This is a genomic window from Synechocystis sp. FACHB-908 (assembly GCF_014698595.1).
Lineage (GTDB): Bacteria > Cyanobacteriota > Cyanobacteriia > Cyanobacteriales > Microcystaceae > Synechocystis.
The window spans coordinates 219,874-245,358 of sequence record NZ_JACJTH010000037.1; the positions used below are offsets into that span (position 1 = coordinate 219,874).

Consider the following 25,485-nt stretch of genomic DNA (forward strand, 5'->3'; position numbering starts at 1 on the left):
GGTAAACGAAGATTGAAGGGCCAGTAACAGTGTCTTAACAAAATGTAACTGATGCTCAGGACTGGGTTTTTACAGTGCAATAGAGGCAGGTTAAGGTAACTATTTATTAGGAGAAATTAACAAACATTGACCATCGGGACAGAGGTCTTCTAATTCAATTACCACGGGTTTGATAGCCCAGATGTCTTCGGCGTATTCCCGAATAGTGCGATCCGAGGAAAACTTACCCATGCGAGCCACATTTAAGATGGCCATGCGAGCCCAGTTTTCCTGATCTTTATAGGCTTCTCCCACTTGGTTTTGACAATCCACATAGGCTTGGAAATCGGCAAATACAAGGTATGGGTCTTGACCCAACAAGGAATCCATTAAGGGGCGAAATAATGCTGTGTCACCATGGGAGAAAAAGCCAGAATTAATCAGATCTACCACAGCTTTTAAGTTGGCATTATTGTTGTAATATTCCCAAGGTTGATAGCCTTCCGCCAAGGTTTTTTCCACTTCTGGAGTGGTGAGGCCAAAGAGGAAAAAGTTTTCTGCCCCCACCTCTTCTCGAATTTCAATATTTGCCCCGTCCAATGTGCCAATGGTTAAAGCTCCATTCATGGAAAATTTCATATTGCCGGTGCCGGAAGCTTCTTTGCCAGCGGTGGAAATTTGCTCGGAAAGATCAGCGGCGGGATAGACCCTTTGGCCAAATTTAACGTTATAGTCCGGCAAAAAGATAACTTTCAGGCGATCGCCAATGGTGGGGTCATTATTAACTACATCTGCCACGGAGTTGATCAGCTTGATGATTAATTTAGCGGTAAAATAACCGGGGGCTGCTTTACCACCATAGATAAAAGTACGGGGTGTAACATCCAGATTAGGATTATTTTTAATCTGCAAATAAAGATGGATAACGTGGAGAATATTCAAATGTTGCCGTTTATATTCATGGATTCGTTTTACCTGCACATCAAACAGGGAATCGGGATTAACCACTAAGTCAGTTCTGGTGTGGATATAGCGAGCTAAATCCTGCTTAACTTCCCGCTTAACTTTGCACCAATCCTGTCGGAATCCAGCCAAATCAGCAAAGGGTTCCAGTTGTTTTAGCTCGTCTAAATTTTTAATCCAGCCATCACCAATGCGGGAAGAAATTAAGTTACTCAGGCGGGGATTACTGAGCACCATCCAGCGCCGGGGGGTAACGCCGTTGGTTTTATTGCTAAATTTTTCTGGCCAAAGTTCGTAAAAGTCTTTAAGAATAGTCTCCTTCACCAGTTGACTATGCAACGCCGCCACCCCATTAATGGCATGGGAACCCACCGTGGCCAGATAGGCCATCCGCACCGACTTTTCTCCTGCTTCGTCAATGATGGATAACCGGGCCAGGCGATCGCCATCGTTGGGATATTTCATCCGTACTTGATCTAGGAAACGTTGGTTGATTTCGTAAATAATTTCCAAATGGCGGGGTAACATTTCGCCAAACAGGGGCAAAGACCATTTTTCCAATGCCTCCGGTAGCAAAGTGTGATTAGTAAAACCAAAGGTGGCTTCGGTAATGGCCCAAGCCCGTTGCCATTCATAGTGATGCTCATCCACCAACAGACGCATCAGTTCAGCCACCGCAATGGAAGGATGGGTGTCATTCATCTGCACCGCAAAATGTTCGTGGAAATTCTCCAGGGTGGGATTGTCCGACAGGTGAATGCGAATCATGTCCTGCAAAGAACAGGAAACAAAAAAGTATTGTTGCGCCAGCCGTAACTCTTTCCCCTGAATCTGTTCATCGTTGGGATAGAGCACTTTAGTGAGATTTTCCGAGGACATTTTGTCCTGCACTGCCCCGTAATAATCCCCCACATTAAACCGTTGAAAATCAAAGGATTCCGCCGCTTCCGATTTCCACAGGCGCAAATTATTGGCGGTGCTGACTTTGTAGCCCAAAATGGGAGTGTCATAGGGAATGCCTTTGACCAAACTGCCGGCAATCCAACGCACCCGATAATTACCTTGGTCATCGGTGTAGGGTTCCGTATGGCCCCCCAGTTTGACTAACACAGCGGATTCAGGACGGGCAATTTCCCAAGGATTACCCAGTTGGAGCCATTTATCAGTGATTTCCACCTGCCAACCGTCTTTAATTTCCTGGTCAAAGATACCGAATTCGTAGCGGATGCCGTAGCCGATCGCCGGAATTTCCAACGTAGCCAGGGAATCCATAAAGCAGGCGGCCAAACGACCTAAACCACCGTTGCCCAACCCCGGTTCTTCTTCAATATCAATTAACTCATCCAAGCTCAACCCCGATTCTTCCACCGCCTGTTGCACCGGCTCCCATAGCCCTAAATTAATTAGGTTATTACCCAAATGGGGCCCCAGCAAATATTCCGCCGACAGATAGCACACCACCCGATTGTCACAGTTGAGATAGGTTTGGAATGTATTTAACCACCGTTGCAGGAGGCGATCGCGGATAGTGTAGGCCAGGGCCATATAACAATCGTTTTTAGTGGCAATGGCGGGAAATTTACCCTGGAGATAAAACAAATTGTCTGCCAAAGCCCGCTTGAGGGTTTCCACGCTCAGACCAGTGCGGTCATCCTCCACCTGAATGAGGGGATTGGTGGTGTTAAAAGCCATGGGAAGGTGCTCCATTAATGCTGTGCCTTTCCCTTATAGTGTCGGACCAGAATTAAAATTTGGTTACCATTGCTAACTTTTGTATGACTTCTTAACAAAACACCGAAAAAATAACAAACCGCTAGGTTGCAGAGATACAGGTTCTATCCCAAACGGTGACCCCTTAAAATGGGGAATAAGTAGGCTAAATCCTAAGTAATTATGGCGACAACAGCGGATGAAGTGTGGCAACTCCTGGGAGAGCTAGTCCAAGTCCAGAAGGAACAAAGAGAAGAATCGGCACGAATGCGTCAAGAGGCTGATCGCCGTTCTCAGCAAATGGATCGCCGGTTTTAAAAACAACGGGAGGAGTCAGAGCGAAGATTTCGAGAAACAGAGCGTTTGCTGAAAGAACAAAGCCAACGGGTAGATGAACAAATAGGAAAATTGGGCAACCGGCTCGGGGAATTTGTGGAATCCCAGGTGCGGCCGGCGGCGGTGCGATTATTTCGAGAATGGGGCATTGATGTCCAAGAAATTTCCTCTGATGTATCTCTTCAGACCAGTCAAGATGGCATTGAAATTGATATTTTGGTGGTGAATGGCACAGAGGCGATCGCCATTGAGGTGAAAAGTAAATTAAGCCAGGATGATGTGGATGAACACCTGGAAAGATTGGGTAAATTTAAGCGACTTTTGCCCCGTTATCAAAATTTTAATCTTCTTGGGGCAGTGGCAGCCATGGTTATTCCGGGTGATGTGGCTCGCTATGCCTATAAAAAAGGGTTATTTGTAATTGCCCAATCGGGGGAAGATTTGGTCATTCTTAATGATGAGAAATTTAAACCCAAGGCCTGGTAAAACACCCAAATTTTCATCGTTAGCGTTGTCGGGTCATGGCCATTACGTCATTAACAGTCAAAGTCAAAAGATTGTCTAACGTGGGTGGATTTTCCAGTCCCTGATAAATTAAAGGTAACGATTCCTGATTCCAAACCCAGATTTGTTGACGATAAATATCAATGAGCCAAGCGAGTTTTGTCCCATTAGTCAAACAATGCAGAATTTTGGTTTGCAGGCTAAGAATATTTTGATCGGGGGACAGAATTTCGATTAACCAGTCCGGCGCTCCCTTCAATGGCCCGTCTTCCTCCGCCAGGAGATTGCTTTTTACAACGGCAATGTCAGGTACGGGGGAAAATGGGGGCACAATACAGCGCAATTCCTGAATGGCCTCATAATCCCTGGTTTGTGCATTAATGACGTTGACCAGATTACGCTGTAGGCGGGAATGAAACAACGTCGGCATGGGTTTCTGCTGGGCCTGCCCCCGGATAAATTCCCAGGCTGGGGAAGCCTCAATTTCTGCGCGTTGTAGAAACAGATCGAGATTGTCAGTGAGCAGAGGTGACTGCATTATCTGCACAGCCCAAGGGAATAGGTACTCCAAATAAACTTAGTATAATCTCCCCCCAAAAGAATGCCTAGACAGACTTTTTCTGCTTAGCAATAAATTCAGCGAGTTTGGCTTGATTGCGTTTTTTCTTCCACCAAAGTCCTCGGTCAGTTCATCCTATCCTAGTCTTCCTTCTAAAATGCCAACAACGGATAAGTCTTCGTCTAAGCTTGCCCAATGGAGTCCCGTTCCGCCACAAATCAATTTAACCTCCGCTAACTGTTCCGAGCTTGCTTTTGCTAATCGTTTATTTTTGTGAGCAGGAAAACGAATCTCCCGTTCATCCTGTAGGCGAACACAAATCCATCGATCTTCAACCCATACCCTCTCGGCTTGAATAGTTTGTTCAGATGCCAAAAACATTGTGCCACTTGCTCCTGATCAAATCTAGATTATCAACAATTAATTTTTCTGCTCTAACAATTTGTTTTGTTTTTAGGCTTTTAGCATAATCCAGCTCAACGGGTTCGATCTAAAACTTGGCATACCCACCTCCGTGCCTAACATGGACATGCATTGGCTCCTGGCCTTCGTTGGCATAAAAAAAGAAGACATATCCCTCTGCTCTGAAGATTTATGGCATTGAACCTGTCGGGGAGGCGTTTCTAGGCGTCACCCACTGCCCTCATTTTATGCTGTCCTTGGTAGGTTTCAAGGCTCCCAAATATCTTCTAAGATGAAAATACTTTTTTGCCAGGAAAACCCATGCTGACTGTCCACCGTGATGCCCGGGATTACCAGATTATTTTTCTCTGTAGCTTTTTGAGTTTGGGGATATTGGCCCGGGACTGGAGTTTAAGCCCCCTGGTGATCGCCGTTGTTTTGGCCACTGCCCTGACAGTGCAATCCTTATTCACCATTAATCAACAGGGCAATTTTAGTCGGTGGTTTTCCCTCGATACCTGGCAGAGTTTATGGAGACATCAAGGTTGGAAAAGTGCTTTGATTACTGGCTTAGGTCTTTGTCTATTACTCCGAGCCAACCATTTATCCACTTTGATATTGGCGGCTAGTTTGGCGATCGCCAGCAAATTTTTGTTGCAAGCCTGGGGTAAACATTGGTTTAATCCGGCTAACTTCGGCATTATTGCCGCTCTGACTTTAACGGGGGATGCGTGGGTTTCCCCTGGACAATGGGGCACGACTCTCTGGTTGGGAGCAGTTTTCCTGGCTGCGGGGGGTTTGGTGTTGGGTAAAGTGGGACGATGGGACACATCAATAATGTTTTTGGCGGTTTATGCCGGGTTGGATTTAGCCCGCAACGCTTGGTTAGGTTGGCCGCCGGAAGTTAGTTTCCATCATTTGGAAAATGGCAGTTTACTGGTGTTTGCCCTGTTTATGCTCACCGATCCCCGCTCCATTCCCAATGCCCGCTCTAGTCGTTTAATCTGGGCTACGGCGATCGCCATTTTTAGCCTAATTTTGCAATATCACTTCTACTTGCCCACTGCTTTGTTCTGGGCCTTGTTTTGTCTTTCGCCCCTGACCGTATTGCTAGACCGTCAGTTTCCCGCCCCTCGTTTTCAATGGTGGCAGAAGAAGAACCCTGTACCGTCAAATTAAGCTAGGATGTGCCATCGGCTGGATAACTTGCTTCCTTTCCCCCAATGACCCCATCCTTGTCCCTGGGCCAACGCCTCGATGACCGTTACCTGATTCAACTGCATTTAGGACAAAATTCCCTGGGTCAGCAGTATCTGGCCCAAGATACCCACCGCTTTGATGAACCCTGCACCATCACGGTTTTAACTGCGCCCCCCGGGGACAAAGCCGGCAATTTGTTTAAGCAACAGGCGGAAATACTCTACGCCCTCGACCATCCCCAAATTGCTAATTTCCGGGAGTTTTTTGCCCTGGGGTCAGAGCTTTATCTAGTACAGGATTTTATCGAAGGACAATCCTATTTCGATTTGCTCAAAGACCGCCGCCTTCAGGGGAAAGCTTTTACGGAATTGGAAGTACGCCAATGGTGCCGTCAACTGCTACCGGTTTTACACTATCTCCACATCCAGAAAATTTGCCATGGCCAGATTAGCCCCAGTAGTATAATGCGCCGTACAGTGGATGGGCTGCCAGTGTTGGTAGATTTTACTCATAGTCAATATTATTCCGGTACTCCAGGGGAAGACCGACGAGATTTACATGGTCTAGGCCTGGGGGCGATCGCCTTGCTGACGGGGGAAGTTAACCCTAACCCACCTTGGGAAAACCTGTTGTCCTCCGTTGCCCTCAGTCAGGAATTTCGCCAGTTATTGCTGAAATTACTAGCTTGGCCGCCCCTGGTGGATTGGCCTACTTTGACGGACAATCTGAACAACTTGCCCCAGCATTTTTTGCCTACAGTGGCTGAGTTTAACCTGACGTCCACCATACCAGAGCAAACTGATAATGGCGTTGGTAAATCTAGCACCGGGGAACCCCCTTTCCCCACAGTCCATCAGTCTCCTGAATCTTCTTCTTCCGCAAAAGTAAAAAATATGGTCCGAGTCGATGGGTTAAAGGGGCTAGTCAAAAAATCATTCATCTTACTGGGCTTGATGGCGATCGCCATGGCCCTAGGCTGGGGAGCAGGGCAGTTATGGCTAGATAATCAACAACGGGCGGCGTTGGAGAAATTGGCACAGGAAGAACCGGGGGATGATGTGCCGGAAAAAACCGATTTGGAGATTAAAAATGAAATTCGGGCCCGCCGACTAAATTTAGGCATTTCTCCCCAACGATTTCAGACCTTGATGGACGATGGTTTAGCTTTTCAGTTGGGTATTGACCCCCAGCAAAGGTTGGAAAAGAACCCCAATACCAATGGTGCCCCTCTGAGCCTCGGCTCCCCAGAGCAACAGATGGCCATGACCATCACTGTGTTGGATGCCTTGGAAAGTTTGAGTCGAGAAGCTACGAGGGATTTTGCCCAAAACAATTCCGGCGATCGCCGCCGCTGGATTCCGAGGGTAAATCAATTGCGCCTCAGCAGTCGTAGTTTTTACGATTTGGTCAATGCCCGTTTCCATCACTATTTACCCATGGTCAGCCCTGCTTTATTGGGGGAACCGGAATTTGAGCAACGCCCCCTGGCCCAGGTATGGAATGCCATGGCCTTTGACAGCTTGGCAAGCCTGGAGGATGAAAGCCATTACCAAAGACTGAGTTTTGACGATACCAATCAGCTCAACCTCAATGGCACCCTGGAGCCAGGAGAAGGCTATGCCTATGCTGTTACCATTCCCCCCACAGAGGAGTTCAGCCTACAATTAACCGCCCCTCCCACCGCTCGAATTTCCTTCTATCCCCCCACCGGGCCGGAGGTAATTCTGCAAAATTCTGCCATGCACCGCTGGTCTGGCCCCACTGACCAAGCCGGTTATTACGAGTTGGTAATCACATCGGTAGCGGAGGAGCCGATCGCCTTTGAACTGGAACTCAGTATCATTCCCGCCAGTGCTCAACCATTTTGAACCGATGTGGAATAATCAATTTTCCCTTGGATGCACACAAAATATCGCCACAACAGTAAACGACGAATCGGGAGAATTTTCCCCAGAACTTGCCTGTCCAACCAGACTTCTTAACCTATTCATAATCTTGTCAAAGACCCAAATTCCTATCCTACGATGGAGACAACGGAGCATTTAGGGTGATTTATTTGACATGGAAACAACACATAGCTTTGGCGATCGAGCAGTTTTCGCCTTCGGGAAACACACTGGAAAAATTTTTAAATATGCCCCTAGGGTTTTAAAAGATCAAGACCCAGAGGATCTGCATCAGTTGCGGGTGGGGGTACGACGGTTAAGAACGGCGGTCATTGGTTTTATGCCAGCCGTGCAATTACCCCAGGGCATTACGGAAAGAAAAATCGGAAAAATAGGTCAACAGTTGGGAGTGCAACGGGACAATGATGTTTTGCAGGAAATTTTGCTCCATAAATATTTACCCCATTTACCAACATCGGAACAAGGTTGTTTGGAAAAAGTTTTAAAACGTTTACAAAAGGAGCGAAAACAGGCGTTTAAAGCCACCTATAAATTGTTAACCCACGACAAATTTACTCAATTTAAACAGAGCTGGGAAATATGGCTAGAACATCCCCACTTCACTAGCCTCGGTGGTTTGGCGATCGCCGATGTATTACCTGATTTACTTCTGCCCCAACTGAGCCAATTTTTTCTTCATCCCGGTTGGTTGGTTGGTACAGAAATTGACCCCGATACTAACAGTTCAAACCGACAACGTCGCTGTATTGACCTCAGTCCTACCGCCATTGAAACTTTGTTAGACGGGGAAGAATCAATTTTGCACGATTTACGTAAAGAAGCAAAACGCACCCGCTACCAAATGGAGCTATTTAGCGATTACTTTGGGGAAGAATATCAACAATTATTAGCCCAGGTAAAAATGACCCAAGAAATCCTCGGCAATTTGCAAGATAGCTTCGTTTTGAGGGCCATGGTGGAGCAGTACCTGGATGTAGACCTAAAGCAACTCTGTCCCCAATGGAGTGCTATTTTCCATGGCGATCGCCTGGGATATTGGGACCAATGGCAACCATTGCAGAGCCAGTTTATCGACCCCGTATATCGTCACCACTGTCGTCAACTGGTGCAAAATCCCCTTGTAAACAGTGACCAGCCAACTTCTAGCAACCTTTAAAGTTGGTGCCTGATGGTTTCCCAAACTGACAAAGCAATCATCCTCGCCCCGGGTTAGGGAATTTACGATGGTCTGGAGACGCCATTATGCTTGGGACACTCTTTAGCATCTATGGTTTAGCTTCTTTTGAAATCTGGGCTGCCACTACAATTAATCCAGGGGCGCTAGTACCTCCGCAAAAGGAGACTCCATGACTAACAATGACAATATTCGCTTAGAGCAGATCTCCGAAGATCTTGAAGCTCAAAGACATAGCTTGAATGAACAGGGGCAACGCCTAGACCGAATTGAAACGATTCTTACTAACCTAGTGACAGAAATTAAAATCTATGACAGCAAACTAGATACTTACCAGAAAGCTTCCCAGCAAATTGTCAATATTGCCTTTGGCCTTTTGGCCACCTCGGCCCTCGCCATAATCATTCCCGCCGTTCTTAACCGCTAAGGTTGGCGTACAACTCCATGGAGTTGCCACGGGAAAAATCACCTTGCCATCAAGGGTTAGTGAGCTTTATTTCTACTCCCCATGCTCGACTAACTCAGAAAACGGAAAAACCCTGAAAGCCCATAACATCCAGGTAGAAAAACTCTAAACTAGAAATGGCTCGGGGCGGATTTGAACCGCCGACCTTGGGCTTATGAGTCCCCTGCTCTAACCAACTGAGCTACCAAGCCTTGTCTGTTTCTCCAACGGACAGTTAACAATGATACACTAAATTCCCAGCATCGCAAAATAATTTTCATGGCTTGTCGGGTACGGTGGCCAAAAGCTCGGGGGTTAGGGACACCTGGCTGAAATATTGCTTTTGGAATTGTTCTTCTGCAATTAAAGTTTCAATTTGGCGGACCAAAGCTTTCGGCCAAGCACTGCCTGAGTTTAACGCTGGGCCGTACTCTTGGATTAGGACCAGAATTTGACTTGCTAAGCCATGGCTAAAATCCCATTGTTTTTGCAAGCTGAGGGGAGAAAGTTGGGCCGTTTCCCGCCCATGCCATTGGGCTTCTAGTTCGGCCACTAAGCTACTAGGGCATTGGGGTAAGAAATGATAATCCAACACTAGGGGTTGCTGGGCGGCGATCGCCTGTTGGTAGGCCCGGCGCAATTCTGACCAACTGCTGGGACAGGTGCGGAGGACATGACCTTGGGGAGAAAGATCCTGGTCTGGGGCATGGGGGGAACGGCGGTCAATTAAATTGGTACTAGTTTGACTAGGGGCAATTCCTTGGGGTTGATGTAAGCGGAAATCGATCAGGCGCACTTCATACTGCCGGTCGTAGGTGTTGAAGTCTAATTCCACCACCAGATCCAACGGTTCATTTTGGGGCAGTTCATCGGGATGGTGGCCCCACCAAACCCCAGGGCATTGAACAACTTGGCCATCGTCATCGGTTTTAGGCGGATAGTCCGTTACCCGAAAGCTGGTTTTTAGGTAGGACACTTTATTACCAGTGCGGTCTTTGATATTGCGAAAGCTGGGCCTCCCGACTTGCACATTTTCCAGTAGTAGTTTGGGTGCGGGGTTACCCATGCCATAGGGTTCAAGCAAATTAAATTCCCGAAAGAGGTCCTGTCCTAAATCTGCCACCTTCACTTGGAGATCCACTGCCAGAATCGGATCCAAGCTGATCTGGGCTCCGTAGCTTTGCCAAAACTGTTGATTGACCGCTTCCGTGAACAACGGCAATTTATCCAAAGGCAAGCTCAAACCGGCGGCAAAGGGATGGCCTCCAAAGCCCAGCATTAAATGTCGTTGACTGTGCAGTAGGGCATAAAGGTCAATGTTGGCCACAGAACGGGCTGATCCTTTGGCAATTTTCCCATCTTGGGTGTTGAGCAAAATGGCCGGACGGCCACAGGTTTGGGCTACATGACTGGCGGCTAGGCCCAAAACCCCTGTAGGCCACTGGGGATCGGTGAGTACTACTACCCCGGTGGTGGATAGGTCAATGTTTTGGAGTCGTTGGTCAATTTCGATAATGACAGATTTCTGTAATCCCTTGCGTCTACTGTTGAGGGTTTCCGCTTCGGCCGCCAATTGGTTACAAACTTTTGTGTCCCGACTGGTGAGTAGTTCTACTCCAAAGCTAGCATCCCCTTTAATGCGACTGATGGCGTTGATGCGGGGGCCAATACCAAAACCAATGTCTGTGGGCCGATCGCCGTTGCGATTGCAAAGGTTAAGTAGGGCATGGATGCCAGGGCGGGTGGCAGTGGCTGGATCTTTTTGGGTACGGAGTTGGGCAATGCCCCGTTGGGCTAGGTAACGACAATCACCTTGCAGGGTAACCAAATCGGCAATTAGACCGATCGCCACTAAATCTAGTAAATCCTCCAAGGGTTGTTGGGGCACTGTGGGATATTGGTTGTAGAGAGCTTCCACCAACTTAAAAGCCACTGCTACTCCGGAAAGGTTAAACAGGGGATGGCCATCGGCAAAGTAACGGGGGTTAATAATGGCCACCACCTCCGGGCGATCGTCTGGCAACGTATGGTGGTCGGTGACAATTACATCCATGCCCAACTGCTGGGCATAGACAATTTCGTCCAAATTTGTACTGCCAGTGTCGCAGGTGACAATTAACTTTGTACCCTGGGTTGCTAAGCGTTCTAGTCCCGGTCGGTTGAGGCCGTGGGACTCCCGTAAACGGTTAGGGATGGTGTAGGTCAACTGGCTATCCTGGGGAAAAAATTGCCCCAATCCTTCCCATAACACTGCAGTGGAAGTAATGCCGTCGGCATCGAAATCCCCCCAAATGGTGACTTTTTCCTTCTGGGCCATGGCCTGGCCCAACCTTTGTACAGCCCATTTCATTTCCTGGCCAAATTCCCAAGGGCTGGTGGGAGTATAACAATCCGGGGAAAGAAACCCACCCAACTGATCCGCTGACTGAATGCCCCTTTGCCACAGTAATTGGGCGGCAAATTGACCGCTGGATTGGCCACAATGGCGACGCACCTGTTCGACAAAAATAGCCGGGGGAGTAACAGGGGGAATTAACTGCCAACGAAATTGGGCCATGGTTAGAGAATTGAAAGGGATTCCATACTAACTTTTTTGCCTACTCGGAAGCATGCTTACCATCCACTCCGGCAGAAACTTCCGTCAGACTAGCTCTATATTGGGGAAATTGACCCATAAGTTGCTCCAATCGACGGCTATCAAAATTTTCCAAAGCCTTGATAATGCTCTGACCATAGGTGTGTAAATCTTCCCAGCCATATTCGTTCCCCCAACTTGAAAGGCGATCGCCAAAGTTTCTTATTTGCCGGGAAATGAGGGTATGGCGTAATTTATTCCAAACATTAGTTTCTTCCTGTTCCAGCAGAGAAATCAATTGTTGTCGTTGGGCTTGGTCAATGAGGGGGACTGCCCTAGGGAAGCCTTGGCTAGGCCCGTTGTGGTTGCCTAAGGAGTTGTTGTCAGGGGCCATATTCCCAACCCTAGTGGGCAAAAGTTTTTCCGTTGTATTGGCGGAAGATGAAGACATCGACCCTAGGCGATCGGTTAAATTTCCCCCATCACCATTGGTGAGGTCGGACTTGAGTGAATTTTCCACCAAACGTACCGCTGGGAAATGCAAAATAAACGTGCTCCCCTCCCCCAGCCGACTGGAAAGACTTATTTCTCCCCCTAATAATGCAGTCAAGCGCCTAGTAATGGTCAAGCCCAAACCTGTGCCCCCATATTTGCGAGTGCTCTGGCCCTGACTTTGGGTGAAAACATCAAAAATCTTCGCTTGGTCTTCTGGAGCAATGCCGATGCCCGTGTCAGTGACTTCAATGGCTAGAGAAATATAGGTGCCCTGGGAACGGACTTGAATGCCTTCCACGCCAATGTAAATAAAAACCTGTCCCTCCTCCGTAAATTTAAGAGCATTACCCACTAAATTAAATAAAATTTGTCGCAGACGTACCGCATCAAAATAAATAGCTTGGTTTAAGGTTTCATCTATTTGGATAGTTAACAACAAACTCTTGCTTTCAGCTTTGTAATCAAAAATTTGTTTGATTTCCCTAATTATTACCCTTAAATCTACTGGCTCTAGATGGATGACTAATTTGCCTGCTTCAATTTTAGAAATATCTAAAATGTCATCGATCAGTGCCAACAAAATCTTACTACTAGAACCAATGGCATTGAGATATTTCTTGGTTTGGGACAAACTAAGATCTTTTTGTAAAAGTAAGTCGCAAAAACCCAAAATAGCATTCATTGGAGTCCGAATTTCATGGCTAATATTAGCTAAAAACTCACTCTTAACACGGTTGGCTAATTCGGCACTTTCCTTTGCTTCCCTCAACTTAATTTCAATGCGCTGACGTTCTTCGATTTCCCCCGCTAGTTGCTTATTAATCACAATTAAAGTGTGGGTTCTTTCCGCCACTCTCATTTCTAAGTTATCCTTGGCCTGCTTAATGATTTTAAACTGATTTTGCAAAGTAATCAGCATTTCATTAAAGTTTTCATTCAGAGTAATTACTTCGCTGACTTCACTACGGAGAGCAATGGGAGTTAAGCCTTGGTATTGCATTTTAGTGGGAATGTCAGTGGTGATTTTAGCTAAAGTTAATAATGGATTAGCTACCCGCTTACTCACACCAATGGCAACCACCAAACCCACTAGACTTAAAAATAATAGCAAGCCCAATTTTTGTACTGATTGAGCCTGTAGTTTTTCGATGCTTTCCCGAGCGGGCAAACCAAGCACTAATTGCCAATCATTAATTTTATCCAAGGGCAAAATATGATAATAATAGGAGTCGCGCCAGCGGATGGTAGGATTAGCCGGTGTATCGGGATACCAATGGTAATTTGATGAGCCTAAATCCCGAGGGTCTCCCCCCTCAAAAGGTTGATAGATTTCCAATGGTAATACATTAGCAATGGTGCTGGCTACCACTTGATTTTGCCCATTGATGAGGGTAATATTTAATTCCTTACTGACCCTATTTGCATATAGAAGGTCTTTCATTTTAGCCAGGTTTAAAGAAGCATTAATAAAGCCCTCAAAGCTATTGTTAGCCACTAGTGGAATAGTGATAGCCACATGGGGATCGACGTTCACATTGGTGCGGTGTAGTGGAGATACTTGTATTTGCGAGGGAATGGAAAAACCAGCTATTTTTTCTGCTTGAATCAGTCCTAGTCGTGATTCTCCCACTTCATTAAATTCAGGAGAACTGGCAATAATTTGCCCCTGGCGATCGCCGACATAAATATTACTAAAGCCAGTAAAAGCTGTTTGTATGGTGTGGGTCATAAGGCTAAGGGCAGGTAGTTGCGCCCCATTACCCTGGTTGATTGCAGCTACTAAAGGTAAGATTTCGGTGGCAAAAACCTCTGCTCCTTCCAGATGACTTTGATACCAATCCTCAACAGAATTTTGAATGGGTATGGATAAAGCTGTTAGTTCTTGGACTGTTTGCTTTTCCATTTGTACAAAAGCTTCTTGACCATTAACAACAGTGATAAAAAAGAGGGGGAAAAAGACAAATGCCACCAGCAAATTAAACAAAGTCTGCTCAAAAGACAGTTTTTTCCAGGGAAAAAAAGCTGGATTAGTCGAGGGGGAAAACTTCTGCTTCGACAAACCAAAGCCAGTGATTAAAAAACTGGCAATTAAACTATTAAAAATGCCATTGGTAGCTTGCTTAAGAGTGATTAAACTGGTGGTAACCGAGGTCATATTTAAGCCCCAACGGTAAAAAATATAAACCAACGGTATGCCAATTAATAGCCAAAAGAGACTATTAATTAGGACTAAGTTTGTTTGCCGGCGGCGCAACATCAAGCCCACCACCAGGGCTTCCAGGATGATTATTAATATGCCGTAGCCATGGCGCCAAATGATCAGGGTGTGACTACCGGCGATCGCCGCACTAACTAGACCCCAGGGCAAGCTATAGCAAACCAAAACCAGTAAAGTGGCAATGCTGCCAAAAAGAAAATCAACTCCAAAAAATATATGTAACTTGAAATAGTTTCCCCCGTAACCCGCTAGCAAAAGGCAGGGCAAAAGCCAGTATTTTTGTAGGAGATCAAGAAATTTGCCCATGGGAAACCGGAGCTGAAATTAGGGAATAGAAGGGGCCCGTCGATAAAGAATTACCTCGTTCTCTTGATATTCTGGCGTAAAAGCTGAATCCTGACTCACCCGCTGGGCTAGGGCTTCCACCGTGCCCTGGGAATTTTCCCAACCAGCGTAGTTAGTCTGCAACAATACGGCATCAAAACGGTTCAGATCGAAGGGAGCTTCCGCTTCAATGGCTAATTCCAAATCTGGTCGATGGCTCAGGTGGGCCGCCAGGTGGGGCGAAGTCAAAACCCGATCACCTGGTTGCACTAAGGACACCGCCGTTTGTAGGTTAGCCAATTGTCCCCAATGGTGCCAATACCGGCCGAAAAAATAAGTGTATTTCCCCAAAGCTAAAAAGGCGATCGCCGTCCAGAGAATAATCCACCGGAGCTTTTTTAACCAACTACTGCCCTGATACCAATGGGTCATCACCACTAGGAGCAAAAAGGGCAAAATTGGCAATGAATATTGATGAATTAAATCTTTTTGGGGCAGATAATCGGTGACCAAATTAACAAATAGGGCGGGAATGGCGGGGATAAACATAGCCCAAGCTTTGCCCCAAATTCCCCAAATAACCGGCGCAGTTAATAGCACCAAATAAAATAAATTATCCAGGGTAAATAACATCCCTAAAACAATTTGGGGTTTAAGAATTAAATTTAAAATAATTTCTGCAACGGAATCCCCCAGGAAACTATAACGACCCACCGCCGCTGCTTCCTCTCCGCTAAAAGCAGGAATAATACCTTTGGTGGTAATGATAAACCAGGCAATGCCCGCCACGGTGGTAATGAGTCCCATTAACCTTTTTCTTTCCCAAATCAATAACCAAATGCCTAGCATAAATACGGTGAGGGAAAGTACTGCTTTGCTAGCCAAGATTGTGACTAAACTAATTAAGAAAATCCCCCACTTATTCGCCCTAGCGCTCCACACGGCCCAAAGCAGAGCAGGTACGGCGATTACTTCAGTGTGAAAGTCAAATAAATTGATGTTAAAAATTAGGGGATATAGGCCATAAACCAAGGCCATGGTTAAACTTTCTTTTTCCCCCAGTCCCGTTTGTTTTGCCAATTGCCAAGTGGGCCAAGCTCCCAAGGCTAAGGCGATCGCCTGGATCAGAAATAACCAATAAACGGAGGGATAAATTTTGTAAAAAATCGCTATGGGATAAACCAAAAAGGCGGCGTGGTCCCCCAAAATATGGAAACCCCGAAAGGAAACTCGGGGATATTCCCCCTGACTGATCAGATAAATAGCCTGGTCAAAGAAACCCAAATCGAGAGCAGTGGATTGGAACAGCCAATGGCGCACCGTGGCACAGATGAAGAGAATGACTGCACCGATCGCCATCCCGACCAGCAAAGAACGGGGGGGCAAAAATCCTTCAGGCTTGCTCTGGCTTACTTCCATGGTGACTCAAGTACGGCTAAAAACGGGGCAAAATTTGCCAAAACTCCTCCAACATTAGCAAACCAAGGGCGTCCTATTGCCCTATTCGGAAAGGCTGAGGGCTTAATTGCCATTGCGGACTGGGCAAACATGATCCTTGCAAGCTCTTTCAGTCCCCAGGCTAGGATGAAAGGGAATTAGCAATGAATTTTGGAACAGGTTAAGTATCCATGGCTGAGGTTGTCTGTTTTGGAGAAATGCTCTTCGACTGTTTGGCAGACCAGTTGGGAGTCCCCTTGGAACAAGTTAAATCCTGGACTAACTACGCCGGTGGTGCCCCTGCCAATGTGGCCTGTGCCCTAGTCAAACAAGGTGTTAGCGCCGCTTTTGTTGGTCGTTTGGGGGCAGACCAGGCCGGACAAGAACTTAAAAATGTTCTACAGCAATGTCAAGTTAATACCGATGGGCTCCAAATCGATCCCCACCGGCCCACCCGTTTGGTTTATGTGACCCGGACAGGGGACGGCGATCGCCATTTTGCTGGGTTTGGGGAATATCACACCGGGGATTTTGCCGACACAGCGATGCAGGGAGAAACCATTCCCGAATCCCTATTCACCTCAGCTCAATATTTGGTGATGGGCACCATTGCCCTGGCCTATGCCCCCAGTCGCACTGCCACGGAGCGGTTAGTGGCATTGGCGAAAAAGCACCAGGTAAAAATATTTTTAGATGTCAACTGGCGATCGGTTTTTTGGGACGATGAAGCACAGGCAAAGGAAAGAATTCCCGCCCTGATTACCCATGCCCAAATTTTAAAATGTACCGACGAGGAAGCAGTGTGGCTGTTTGGTCACCAAGATCCGGTCACCATCCACCAGAAACTACCCCACCTCCAGGGAGTATTGGTCACCGCCGGGGACAAGGGTTGTTCCTACTCCTTAGGCAAAAACCATGGGGAAGTCCCTGCTTTTAAAGTTAATGTGCGGGATACTACCGGGGCTGGGGACAGTTTTGTGGCCGGATTTTTGGCCCAGGCCCTGACCCACGGAGAGAATTTATTCATAGACCCTCATCTCAGTTGCCAGGCAGTGACCTATGCCAGTGCCATAGGAGCCTTGACCACTCTCCACCCAGGGGCGATCGCCAGATAGGAAAAAAGAGCAGAAGAAATGGCTCCGACTACCAACCCGGACAAGCGTTGGATGAGTTAGAAGTCTTGGCCCACAGCAATTCAGAAAATACTATCGTTGCGGCCAGCTAAAAAACACGCATTTTAGCCATCTCAGTCCATACTTTTGATGATTTTCTCGACCATAACCCTGATTTTGCCCGACGGGTTTTGGAATTAGAACGTCGGCAGTTACAGCGGTTTGTGCGATCAATACAGCCCCTTTAGGCTAATCGATTGAACACTCCACCCCCATAACGCATCGGTCAACATCGGAAAAAGTATAGAATATGGTCAAAAATACGATTGTTAACGGTAAAATTCTAACCCTTTTCCGTAGTGACAATGAATCCTCTCCCATTACAGAAGGAAGCAGAGAAACGCTCGCCAAGGCTTAATTCCCCATTTAAGTCACTAATGCGAATCCATTGGTGGATGGCCCTTGCCTATCTAATAGTTTTTTGCACTGGAACTTTAATGGTTAACTTAGAAAGGGGACAATTTTTACGCAGTGAACTATACGACTTCCACAAATCCATCGGTATATTAACCATGGCATTATTAACCTGGCGAATTTTCACCCTCTTACAGGTTTGGTGGCGTAAATATACTAAACGTCCCCCAAAGTTATCTCTGGCTTGGTGGCGCACCTTTACTCTCCACCTGAGCCTATATGTATTTATGGGAGTGATCCCAATTTCTGGCTTTTTACTCTCAAATTCCTTTAAAGCTAATAATGTCAGATTTTTCTCCATCACATTGCCCGATATTTTTCCCCAAAACGAAGCCATGGTAGAAATTGGCCGTAATGCCCATTTTTGGTTAGCTTATACTTTTCTAATTTTTATCTTTATACATATGCTAACTTACTGGAAAGTAATCAGGGCTAATTGGCGACGGTGGGTCAACTTTATCGGTAAATTTCAACAGCAGACCTAATTTTTTTGTCTTAAGTCAATCAACCAGAACTGGCATTATGTTCAACTTTTTTGTCAGACTGTCCGCCATTGGTGGTATGGGAGTGGGAGCTGCGGTGGCCATAGTCAGTGGTGCTTGTAGTGTTCTGGATATGGTCCGCTTAACAGAGGCTAACGCCCTGGTTCAACAGGAAGTTCGTCGATCTTCCCCCGCTAGGGCAGATTACCTTTACAGCCGGGAAATGACCCACCGCATTAATGTCTTTGCCGAAGGGGTATGGGCCCTGGGGGGCTGTATTTTGTACATCAACTCCTTGGCCCTACTGCGACAAACCGCAACAAATAACAAAGGCGATCATTCCCTTCATTCGTAGGAGAAGCTAACAGGTTGAAAATTGTTTCATTAATTCTCTACCTAACCTTTTTGCTCTTTCAATCATTCATCGATCAAGACGATTTTCGATTCCTTCACAGCCGCCGGGGATAGTTTTTCTGGTTAACGTTCCTCCCCAGGCACAGCAATAGCACCTCTGCTCCTCACTCATGTTCTTAGTCTTACTAAAATTGGCATTTTCCACCACTGCGCCCGTATATTCGCCGGTTTCGTAGTTGGGAATATGGTTGCGGCTGCGGGGACTAGCCTGGTCCCAGGTGCCGTAGAATAGCCTAGTTCCCTTGAGGTCAGCCCCATCAAGATTAGCCTCGTATAGCACTGTCCTGGATAGATTAGCTTTGACCAAATCCGCTTGGCTGAGGTTTGCCCGGATGAGGTAAATCTCGCTCAGATCCACCCAGCGCAGATCCTGGCCGACTAAATCCGCCGCCACTAGCATCACCCCCAGATTGATTACCCTCAGGCCGTGAATGCGGTCCTCTTGGTAGCCCCCCATGCCGTCAAAAATAGGGCGACCGAGGTAATAGTCCCGCTTTAGGGGAGTGAGTAAGCGGGATTGGGAAAGAAAGCGGAGAATTTTTGCTTTACCACCGGAATCGACGCTGGCGAGGATTGCTGCTGTTCTACCTTCGGCAAAGGCCCGTTCCTGGGGCCAATCCTCCAACATGCCTTCATCACTTAAAGCTAGGTCTGAGATGCCCTGGAAATAGGCGTCAACGGTTTGTTGCTGGGTAATACGATTTTGCTGAATGGTCAAATCCTTGGAAATGACATATTGTTGCCAAGCCACGTACACAGCTAGAACAGCAATCATAATTTGCCCTAGGGCTCCCACCCATTCCGCCCAGGAACCAAATTCGTCGTATTTAAACTGATTGAGCCAATATTTGAGGGAACTGTAGACACCTAGATAGTGGGCTAGGGCACCGATCGCCAGGACAAAACCTAAACCCCCGAGCAGGGAACGGCGCTCCTGAACAGTGAGGTAATGCTGTACCCAGGATTTGATGGTGGGGAGAATGACCTGGAGGGAAAACATCAGGGCCAACACCGCCGAAGTAAATCCCAACCAAGAGGACTGGAAAATTAGCCCCAGCCCGATGCCCACCACCGTAACCACTAGTAACCAGGGCATGGCCGGTTCAACGGACTCTTGAAATACCCATTGGGGCAAGGAACGACGGGGTGCAATGGTTTCCTCCGATCCTAGGACTGGAGGTAAATTGGACAACTCATTGGGCATGGCCAAAACTATTCAGGACAAGGGCAATTCCTAGGATTTTAATGGATACCAGCGATGGTTATCCAAGGAGGCGATCGCCGTAAGCAGTTCTTTGGGCTGATGTACCAAAAAATCCGGCTCATATTCCTGCAAAATGGCCGGTGGACTAAATCCCCAAGCCACGGAAACCATCGTTAACCGACTTTTTTTAGCGGCGCTGATATCTCTGGTTTCATCTCCCACATAAATTACCTCATCAGTTCCAAACTTATGCTCCTTCAACACCCGATTGATAATGCGGTTTTTGCCAAATAGGGTGGTGCCAGCTTTGACAAAAGCAAAAATATCTTCTAGACCATTGTTGTGTAAAAATGATAGTACGTTATCTTTGGAGTTGGAAGTGACAATGCCCAAAACGTAGCCCTTTTGGTTGAGCAGAGTTAATACTTCTTTAATGTCGCCATAGGGTTTGAGGTCTTTGATTTCTTTGCCCAATTCTTTTTTGAAGCGCTTGAGAATAAAAGGAATTTTAAACGGAGAAATTTGGGAATATTTGATAATTTCGGCGGAGCTTAGTTTTTTTAGGCGGGCCAACTCTGTTTTATCCACCGCTGGGTAGCCAAACTCGTCTGCCAAGCGATTGACGATGGCAAAAAAAGCATCGTGGGTATCGGCAATGGTGCCGTCAAAATCGAACAATACAGCTTTAATGGCCATGGTGAGGAGGATGGGCCAAATAGTTGGTCAGTCCTTCATTGTAGATTAGCCTGGGCGTTCCGCCGTAACATAGCTGGTTTTATTCGCCTCAAGGCCGAAGCGGTGAACTGTTGCTGCCAATCAGCTTCGGTGATATTGGCTAAAGTTTCTAACTCTGGGTTGAGATTGCCCTCGTAGGGATCAAAATCCGCCACATCGGTGGGTTGGGCAAAACGCTGATTCCAGGGGCACACATCTTGGCAAATGTCGCACCCTGCCACCCAACCTTGCAAATTGTCGGCGATCGCCGTTGGTAGGATTTCTGCCCGATTTTCAATGGTGTGGTAAGCAATGCATTTATTGCTGTCCACCACGAAGGGTTCCACAATGGCCTGGGTGGGACAGGCTTCTAGGCAACGGGTGCAGGTGCCACAATGTTGGCTATGGGGGCGATCGCCTTGGAGAGTGATATTAGTGACAATTTCCCCTAAAAATAACCAACTGCCGTAATCCCGACTGATCAAATTACCGTTTTTTCCTACCCAACCAAGACCGGCCCGTTCCGCCCAAGCTTTTTCCTGGATGGGGCCCGTATCTACGTAATAACGGCTCTGTAAATCTGGCACCTGTTGTTCGAGCCAGAGATTAAGGGCTTTTAGCTTTTTAGTTAACACCCGATGGTAATCCCTTCCCCAGGCATAGCGGGAAATTTTGCCATGGGCGGGGTCTCCACTGCGCTGGTGGGGAGTGTAATAATTCAAACCCACCGCAATTACTGACCGGGCTGAGGGTAAAAGCTCCCGAATATTTTGCCGTTTGGGATTAGCCATCCAAGCCATATCGGCGTTATAGCCCAGGGCAATCCAACTCTGTAATCTTTGGGCAGCTTCATCATTCTCCGTTTCCGACACTGGCGCAATGCCCACCCGATGGAAACTGATCGCCAACGCTTGGGCTTTAATACGTTCTTCTAGGGATGCTTGGGACAAGGGCGCAGGAAAAATAAAATTTGAGAGCTACAATTTCCCAGGGTTAACCGGTGACTGACTTAAGCTAACCTTTGACCACCTACTTTTTACTTAACCTTCCGTCAAAGGAGCCATGGCCCGCATCAAACTAGCCATTTCCAATGCATTCATGGCGTAGCCCCAGCCGTGGTTACTCTTAATCCCCGCCCTTTCTAGGGCCTGTTGCATGGTATCCGTGGTTAAAATGCCAAAAATTACCGGTACCCCAGTCTGGCTGGCGATCGCCGCAATGCCCTTGGCCGCTTCTCCGGCCACAAAATCAAAATGGGGGGTTTGTCCCCGAATCACCGCCCCTAGGCAGATAATGGCATCATACTGCCCCGACACTGCCAACTTACGGGTTACCAATGGCACCTCAAAGCTACCGGGAACCCAAATATAGTCCACCTGGGTACCGGCGGGGTCCACATCAATGCCATGACGTTTGAGGCAATCTTGGCAACCAGAAAGTAGCTTTTCCGTTACTAAATCATTGAAACGGGCAATTACAAGGGCAAAACGAAATGGCCGGGCCGGAGGAGTAAACGACCCTTCATAAACTGTCATGGTGTAGTTCCCTAGATCGGGTTAGCGGTAGATCAGAGTTTTTCGGGGCTATCCCCCACAGCCCAGGCCATGGGGAAATTACCGGGATAGGGCGATCGCCTCCCCTAGACGACCAGGAAGTTCAACAGGGCCACCACAATTACCAAAATGGCCCAAATGCCGGAACCTAAATACAGCAAAGGCTTAGAACGGTCCCAGTTCTGGGGAGAAGCATAGGCTACGGGCACCCCCACCACCATCACGAAGGAAAAAAGCACCAGGGCCGCCAACGCAATCTGAAAAACAATGGACATTTTAGAGTTTCTCCTTATAAATTGAGCAAGACTGTCCCCGGCTGAAATCCTCGACAGTCGCTGATATGGGCAAATATTATCGTTGAATCTTTCCCTAAGTAAGCTACCAAAATATGTGCCCTGAGGGAAGCACATAGCCGGATTACCCAGAGGCGATCGCCTAGCTCTGTGGGTGGGAAATTTTTCCCCGGTCAATGAAACCAGGGTAATTAAGGACTCACCCCGAAGGAGACGAGTTGACCTAAGCAGAACCGGTTCATATCTAGGTTTTAGGATGGGCAGCGAGAGACTCGAACTCTCACGACCGAAGTCGCCACATTTTGAGTGTGGTGCGTCTACCAATTCCGCCAGCCGCCCTTGTTTTCTTCGGTGTTCAGATTATACGCATTTTTGCGGCCCTTGAGCAAGTTTTGATAGGTTTGGGAATCACTCCAACGATCAATTTCCCTGGCCCGGAGTACCGGCACCGGATGGGTCAGGTTTTGGGTCTGCATATTCCTCAGCATTGCCCCCATTTCATCTTCCCCCAGGCGATCGTATTCCCGGGCTTGGTCAATGAAAGCATCCAAGTTTAGTAAAGGAGCCAATTGGGGAGAACCACCGGCCAACTTCATCAGCACCGACATCACCACTTTCGGGTCTTGCACCGCCAACAGGGCTGCCCGGTCACAGCTAAATTCAGCACAGCGCACCCACTCCAACATCTGGGACTGGAGGGATTGGGTCAACACTGCTCCCCAGTTGGGAATTAGCCCCGCTGCTAAGACCATAATGTTAGCCAGGGTTAAATACACCCCATGTTCACATTTGAGGTGTCCCAACTCATGGGCCATCACCGCTTGAATTTCCGCCGGAGTCAACATATCCACCAGGGAAGTGTGCATCACCATGAAAGGCTTTTTACCTCGCATGGCAAAAGTGTAGGCATTGGGTTGGGGATTTTGTTGAATGTAGAGTTCCGGCGCTTCCAGGTCGAGAATTTTGCAAGCATCCAAAAGCAGTTGATGAAGATGGGGTAATTGTTTTTCTCCCACCCGGACACTGGCCGCCAAATTATTGAGGGCAAAAAACTGTTCTGCCACGGAGCCCAACAGTCCCCGCACCATCAGGTCTAGGCCGGGAATTTGCTTCAAGTTGGTGGTGGCCATTTGGTCCAAAGGATGGCGGAAATGGTCTGCCTTTAATCCCACCAGGGGAATGGAGTTGCTCATGAATTCTGACATTTTTAAAATTCGGCCTAACTTCACTGTTCAAATTCTATTGTTTTCTGAGCGGGAGGGCATTGTGGCAGCAACTATTAACCAGGGCCCCCGGGCAACATCAAAGGGCGGGTTTGAGCAACTCACCCAATCTCTAAATTTTGGGAAAAGTTAGAGAAAACTCTCCCTTTGTCTTGAAATTTAGGAGACAAACTAAGAATTTTGCAAACAAAGCCCAAGCGCCATTTCACCCGGCGATCGCCTGAGGCTAAAGTCGGCCCGAAGACGGCGCTCAAAATTGTCCATCCCGGTGGTGGTCTTGCCCCCTTTGTCCAACGCGTACTGTATAATTGAGAGTCTGTATCCTGGCTTGTACGGTAAGTAACAGGAGGCACGCATATTCACTAAACGGAGACTAAGGGATTAGGACTTAAAACTTACATGGTCAGTCAAACTTCTACAGCAACTATTGGATTCACTCTCGAGGACTTTGCCGCCCTTCTTGACAAGTACGATTATCACTTTAGTCCTGGGGACATTGTCGCTGGGACCGTTTTTAGCATGGAGTCCCGGGGGGCTCTGATTGACATTGGGGCGAAAACCGCCGCCTACATTCCCATTCAGGAAATGTCGATCAACCGTGTGGATGACCCTGAAGAGGTGCTCCAGCCCAATGAAACCCGGGAATTTTTCATTCTGACCGATGAAAACGAAGATGGTCAGCTCACCCTCTCCATCCGCCGGATTGAATATATGCGGGCTTGGGAACGGGTCAGACAACTCCAGGCAGAAGATGCCACGGTGCGCTCCAATGTTTTTGCCACAAACCGTGGTGGTGCCTTAGTCAGAATTGAAGGACTGCGGGGCTTTATTCCCGGCTCCCACATCAGCGCTCGGGAAGCGAAAGAGGATCTAGTAGGGGAAGATCTGCCCCTGAAGTTTTTGGAAGTGGACGAAGAGCGTAATCGCCTCGTGCTCAGCCACCGTCGGGCTCTGGTAGAGCGGAAGATGAACGGTTTAGAAGTGGCCCAGGTAGTGGTGGGTTCCGTCCGGGGCATCAAACCCTACGGTGCTTTCATCGATATCGGCGGTGTCAGCGGTCTGTTGCACATTTCTGAGATTTCCCACGACCACATTGATACTCCCCACAGCGTCTTCAATGTCAATGATGAAATCAAGGTGATGATTATTGACCTGGATGCGGAACGGGGTCGTATTTCCCTTTCCACCAAGCAATTGGAGCCAGAACCCGGTGCCATGCTAAAAGACCGGGATTTAGTCAACGAAATGGCGGACGAAATGGCGGAAATTTTCCGGCAAAAACGTTTAGCGGAAGCCCAGGGCATTCCCTATGAGCCCCCCACTTCCGTTGATGACACCGATGATGAGGAAGATGAGTCCCTGGCTGTCAGCGCTGTGGATGAATAATAAACAATTGGCTGCCTAATGCTTGCACAGTTAGGCTGGGCCTGAATCTATAGATCCAATCAGATCAATCCCAATAGTGATCGCCAAATTCCCTGGGTTTTAAGCTGCTCAGGGTTTTTTCTTGCCATTTTGAAAACCATCAGCAATTACCACTGAAGAATCTACAGAGGTTGAGGCTTTGTTTTTATAGTCATTTCAATTAACGATGAGAGAATTTAATGTAAAATTATGGAGTGTACAAAATGAACAGGTTTAAACAATGGCTTACAGTTTAGATTTGAGGCAAAGAGTAGTAGCTTATATAGAAGCTGGAGGAAAAATAACTGAGGCTTCCAAGATATATAAAATAGGAAAAGCCTCGATATACAGATGGTTAAATAGAGTAGATTTAAGCCCAACAAA

24 protein-coding genes and 2 tRNA genes are annotated in these 25,485 nt (G+C 47.4%); 12 read left to right on the forward strand and 14 right to left on the reverse strand.

The window, feature by feature from the left end:
- Nucleotides 1–99 precede the first annotated feature (99 nt).
- Complete coding sequence (locus H6G46_RS14435; RefSeq protein WP_010872181.1) at nucleotides 100–2,649, reverse strand: glycogen/starch/alpha-glucan phosphorylase; 2,550 nt, start codon at nucleotides 2,647–2,649, stop codon at nucleotides 100–102.
- A 186-nt stretch (nucleotides 2,650–2,835) separates the two neighbouring features.
- Between H6G46_RS14435 and H6G46_RS18685 the strand changes: the two genes are divergently transcribed.
- The gene (locus H6G46_RS18685; protein WP_255345284.1) at nucleotides 2,836–2,970 is read left to right on the forward strand and encodes a hypothetical protein; all 135 of its coding nucleotides are present in this window, start codon (nucleotides 2,836–2,838) and stop codon (nucleotides 2,968–2,970) included.
- Between the two features lie 45 nt (nucleotides 2,971–3,015).
- Entirely contained in the window at nucleotides 3,016–3,474 is a 459-nt protein-coding gene (locus H6G46_RS14440; protein ID WP_020861606.1) for a hypothetical protein, read from the forward strand.
- Nucleotides 3,475–3,493: 19 nt separating this feature from the next.
- Here the strand turns inward: H6G46_RS14440 and H6G46_RS14445 are convergent, their stop codons facing one another.
- Both H6G46_RS14445 and H6G46_RS14450 read right to left on the reverse strand, forming a co-directional pair.
- Nucleotides 3,494–4,039: a Uma2 family endonuclease gene (locus H6G46_RS14445; RefSeq protein ID WP_010872183.1), complete on the reverse strand. Its 546-nt coding sequence runs from the start codon at nucleotides 4,037–4,039 to the stop codon at nucleotides 3,494–3,496.
- A gap of 147 nt (nucleotides 4,040–4,186) precedes the next feature.
- The gene (locus H6G46_RS14450; protein WP_020861608.1) at nucleotides 4,187–4,432 is read right to left on the reverse strand and encodes a DUF2442 domain-containing protein; all 246 of its coding nucleotides are present in this window, start codon (nucleotides 4,430–4,432) and stop codon (nucleotides 4,187–4,189) included.
- Between the two features lie 342 nt (nucleotides 4,433–4,774).
- Between H6G46_RS14450 and H6G46_RS14460 the strand changes: the two genes are divergently transcribed.
- The 4 genes from H6G46_RS14460 (at nucleotide 4,775) to H6G46_RS14475 (ending at nucleotide 9,161) form a co-directional block, all read left to right on the forward strand.
- Entirely contained in the window at nucleotides 4,775–5,632 is an 858-nt protein-coding gene (locus H6G46_RS14460; RefSeq protein ID WP_010872184.1) for an RnfABCDGE type electron transport complex subunit D, read from the forward strand.
- Nucleotides 5,633–5,676: 44 nt separating this feature from the next.
- On the forward strand, nucleotides 5,677–7,521 hold the full coding sequence (locus H6G46_RS14465; RefSeq protein ID WP_010872185.1) for a serine/threonine protein kinase: 1,845 nt from the start codon (nucleotides 5,677–5,679) through the stop codon (nucleotides 7,519–7,521).
- Nucleotides 7,522–7,714: 193 nt separating this feature from the next.
- Nucleotides 7,715–8,716, forward strand: coding sequence for a CHAD domain-containing protein (locus tag H6G46_RS14470; protein WP_010872186.1), 1,002 nt, complete (start codon nucleotides 7,715–7,717; stop codon nucleotides 8,714–8,716).
- A gap of 190 nt (nucleotides 8,717–8,906) precedes the next feature.
- Entirely contained in the window at nucleotides 8,907–9,161 is a 255-nt protein-coding gene (locus H6G46_RS14475; RefSeq protein ID WP_010872187.1) for a thylakoid membrane protein, read from the forward strand.
- Nucleotides 9,162–9,317: 156 nt separating this feature from the next.
- Here H6G46_RS14475 and H6G46_RS14480 read toward each other — a convergent pair.
- The 4 genes from H6G46_RS14480 to H6G46_RS14495 form a co-directional block, all read right to left on the reverse strand.
- Nucleotides 9,318–9,391, reverse strand: a tRNA-Met gene (locus tag H6G46_RS14480).
- A gap of 65 nt (nucleotides 9,392–9,456) precedes the next feature.
- Nucleotides 9,457–11,736 carry a single-stranded-DNA-specific exonuclease RecJ gene (recJ, locus tag H6G46_RS14485; protein ID WP_010872188.1) on the reverse strand — a complete coding sequence of 760 codons (2,280 nt, stop codon included), beginning with the start codon at nucleotides 11,734–11,736 and terminating at the stop codon, nucleotides 9,457–9,459.
- A gap of 40 nt (nucleotides 11,737–11,776) precedes the next feature.
- Complete coding sequence (locus tag H6G46_RS14490; RefSeq protein WP_010872189.1) at nucleotides 11,777–14,773, reverse strand: ATP-binding protein; 2,997 nt, start codon at nucleotides 14,771–14,773, stop codon at nucleotides 11,777–11,779.
- 18 nt (nucleotides 14,774–14,791) lie between these two features.
- Nucleotides 14,792–16,210, reverse strand: coding sequence for a DUF2079 domain-containing protein (locus tag H6G46_RS14495; RefSeq protein WP_010872190.1), 1,419 nt, complete (start codon nucleotides 16,208–16,210; stop codon nucleotides 14,792–14,794).
- Between the two features lie 209 nt (nucleotides 16,211–16,419).
- Between H6G46_RS14495 and H6G46_RS14500 the strand changes: the two genes are divergently transcribed.
- From H6G46_RS14500 to H6G46_RS14510, 3 genes are all read left to right on the forward strand, one after another.
- Nucleotides 16,420–17,343 (forward strand): carbohydrate kinase, encoded by a 924-nt coding sequence (locus H6G46_RS14500; RefSeq protein WP_010872191.1) that lies wholly within the window; start codon nucleotides 16,420–16,422, stop codon nucleotides 17,341–17,343.
- Nucleotides 17,344–17,777: 434 nt separating this feature from the next.
- The gene (locus H6G46_RS14505; RefSeq protein ID WP_223211374.1) at nucleotides 17,778–18,299 is read left to right on the forward strand and encodes a cytochrome b; all 522 of its coding nucleotides are present in this window, start codon (nucleotides 17,778–17,780) and stop codon (nucleotides 18,297–18,299) included.
- Nucleotides 18,300–18,336: 37 nt separating this feature from the next.
- Nucleotides 18,337–18,651, forward strand: a complete 315-nt coding sequence (locus H6G46_RS14510; protein WP_010872193.1) for a hypothetical protein — start codon at nucleotides 18,337–18,339, stop codon at nucleotides 18,649–18,651.
- Nucleotides 18,652–18,717: 66 nt separating this feature from the next.
- Here H6G46_RS14510 and H6G46_RS14515 read toward each other — a convergent pair whose 3' ends face one another.
- From H6G46_RS14515 to H6G46_RS14545, 7 genes are all read right to left on the reverse strand, one after another.
- Nucleotides 18,718–19,914, reverse strand: a complete 1,197-nt coding sequence (locus H6G46_RS14515) for a pentapeptide repeat-containing protein (protein WP_010872194.1) — start codon at nucleotides 19,912–19,914, stop codon at nucleotides 18,718–18,720.
- Nucleotides 19,915–19,944: 30 nt separating this feature from the next.
- Nucleotides 19,945–20,610, reverse strand: a complete 666-nt coding sequence (locus H6G46_RS14520; protein ID WP_010872195.1) for an HAD-IA family hydrolase — start codon at nucleotides 20,608–20,610, stop codon at nucleotides 19,945–19,947.
- 35 nt (nucleotides 20,611–20,645) lie between these two features.
- Entirely contained in the window at nucleotides 20,646–21,551 is a 906-nt protein-coding gene (gene queG, locus H6G46_RS14525) for a tRNA epoxyqueuosine(34) reductase QueG (RefSeq protein WP_071822670.1), read from the reverse strand.
- A gap of 117 nt (nucleotides 21,552–21,668) precedes the next feature.
- On the reverse strand, nucleotides 21,669–22,163 hold the full coding sequence (gene ribH / locus H6G46_RS14530) for a 6,7-dimethyl-8-ribityllumazine synthase (RefSeq protein ID WP_010872197.1): 495 nt from the start codon (nucleotides 22,161–22,163) through the stop codon (nucleotides 21,669–21,671).
- Nucleotides 22,164–22,267: 104 nt separating this feature from the next.
- Nucleotides 22,268–22,456 carry a photosystem II reaction center protein PsbZ gene (psbZ, locus tag H6G46_RS14535; RefSeq protein WP_014407093.1) on the reverse strand — a complete coding sequence of 63 codons (189 nt, stop codon included), beginning with the start codon at nucleotides 22,454–22,456 and terminating at the stop codon, nucleotides 22,268–22,270.
- 275 nt (nucleotides 22,457–22,731) lie between these two features.
- Nucleotides 22,732–22,813: transfer RNA gene (locus tag H6G46_RS14540), tRNA-Leu, on the reverse strand.
- Nucleotides 22,792–23,703, reverse strand: coding sequence for a M48 family metallopeptidase (locus tag H6G46_RS14545; RefSeq protein WP_010872199.1), 912 nt, complete (start codon nucleotides 23,701–23,703; stop codon nucleotides 22,792–22,794). Before H6G46_RS14545 ends, H6G46_RS14540 begins: the two co-directional genes overlap by 22 nt.
- 174 nt (nucleotides 23,704–23,877) lie before the next feature.
- Between H6G46_RS14545 and H6G46_RS18690 the strand changes: the two genes are divergently transcribed.
- The 3 genes from H6G46_RS18690 to H6G46_RS14555 form a co-directional block, all read left to right on the forward strand.
- Nucleotides 23,878–24,009 carry a hypothetical protein gene (locus H6G46_RS18690; protein WP_255345285.1) on the forward strand — a complete coding sequence of 44 codons (132 nt, stop codon included), beginning with the start codon at nucleotides 23,878–23,880 and terminating at the stop codon, nucleotides 24,007–24,009.
- Between the two features lie 87 nt (nucleotides 24,010–24,096).
- Nucleotides 24,097–25,083, forward strand: coding sequence for a S1 RNA-binding domain-containing protein (locus H6G46_RS14550; RefSeq protein ID WP_010872200.1), 987 nt, complete (start codon nucleotides 24,097–24,099; stop codon nucleotides 25,081–25,083).
- 259 nt (nucleotides 25,084–25,342) lie between these two features.
- On the forward strand, nucleotides 25,343–25,485 hold a 143-nt coding region (locus H6G46_RS14555), incomplete at its 3' end, for an IS630 transposase-related protein (protein WP_190759821.1).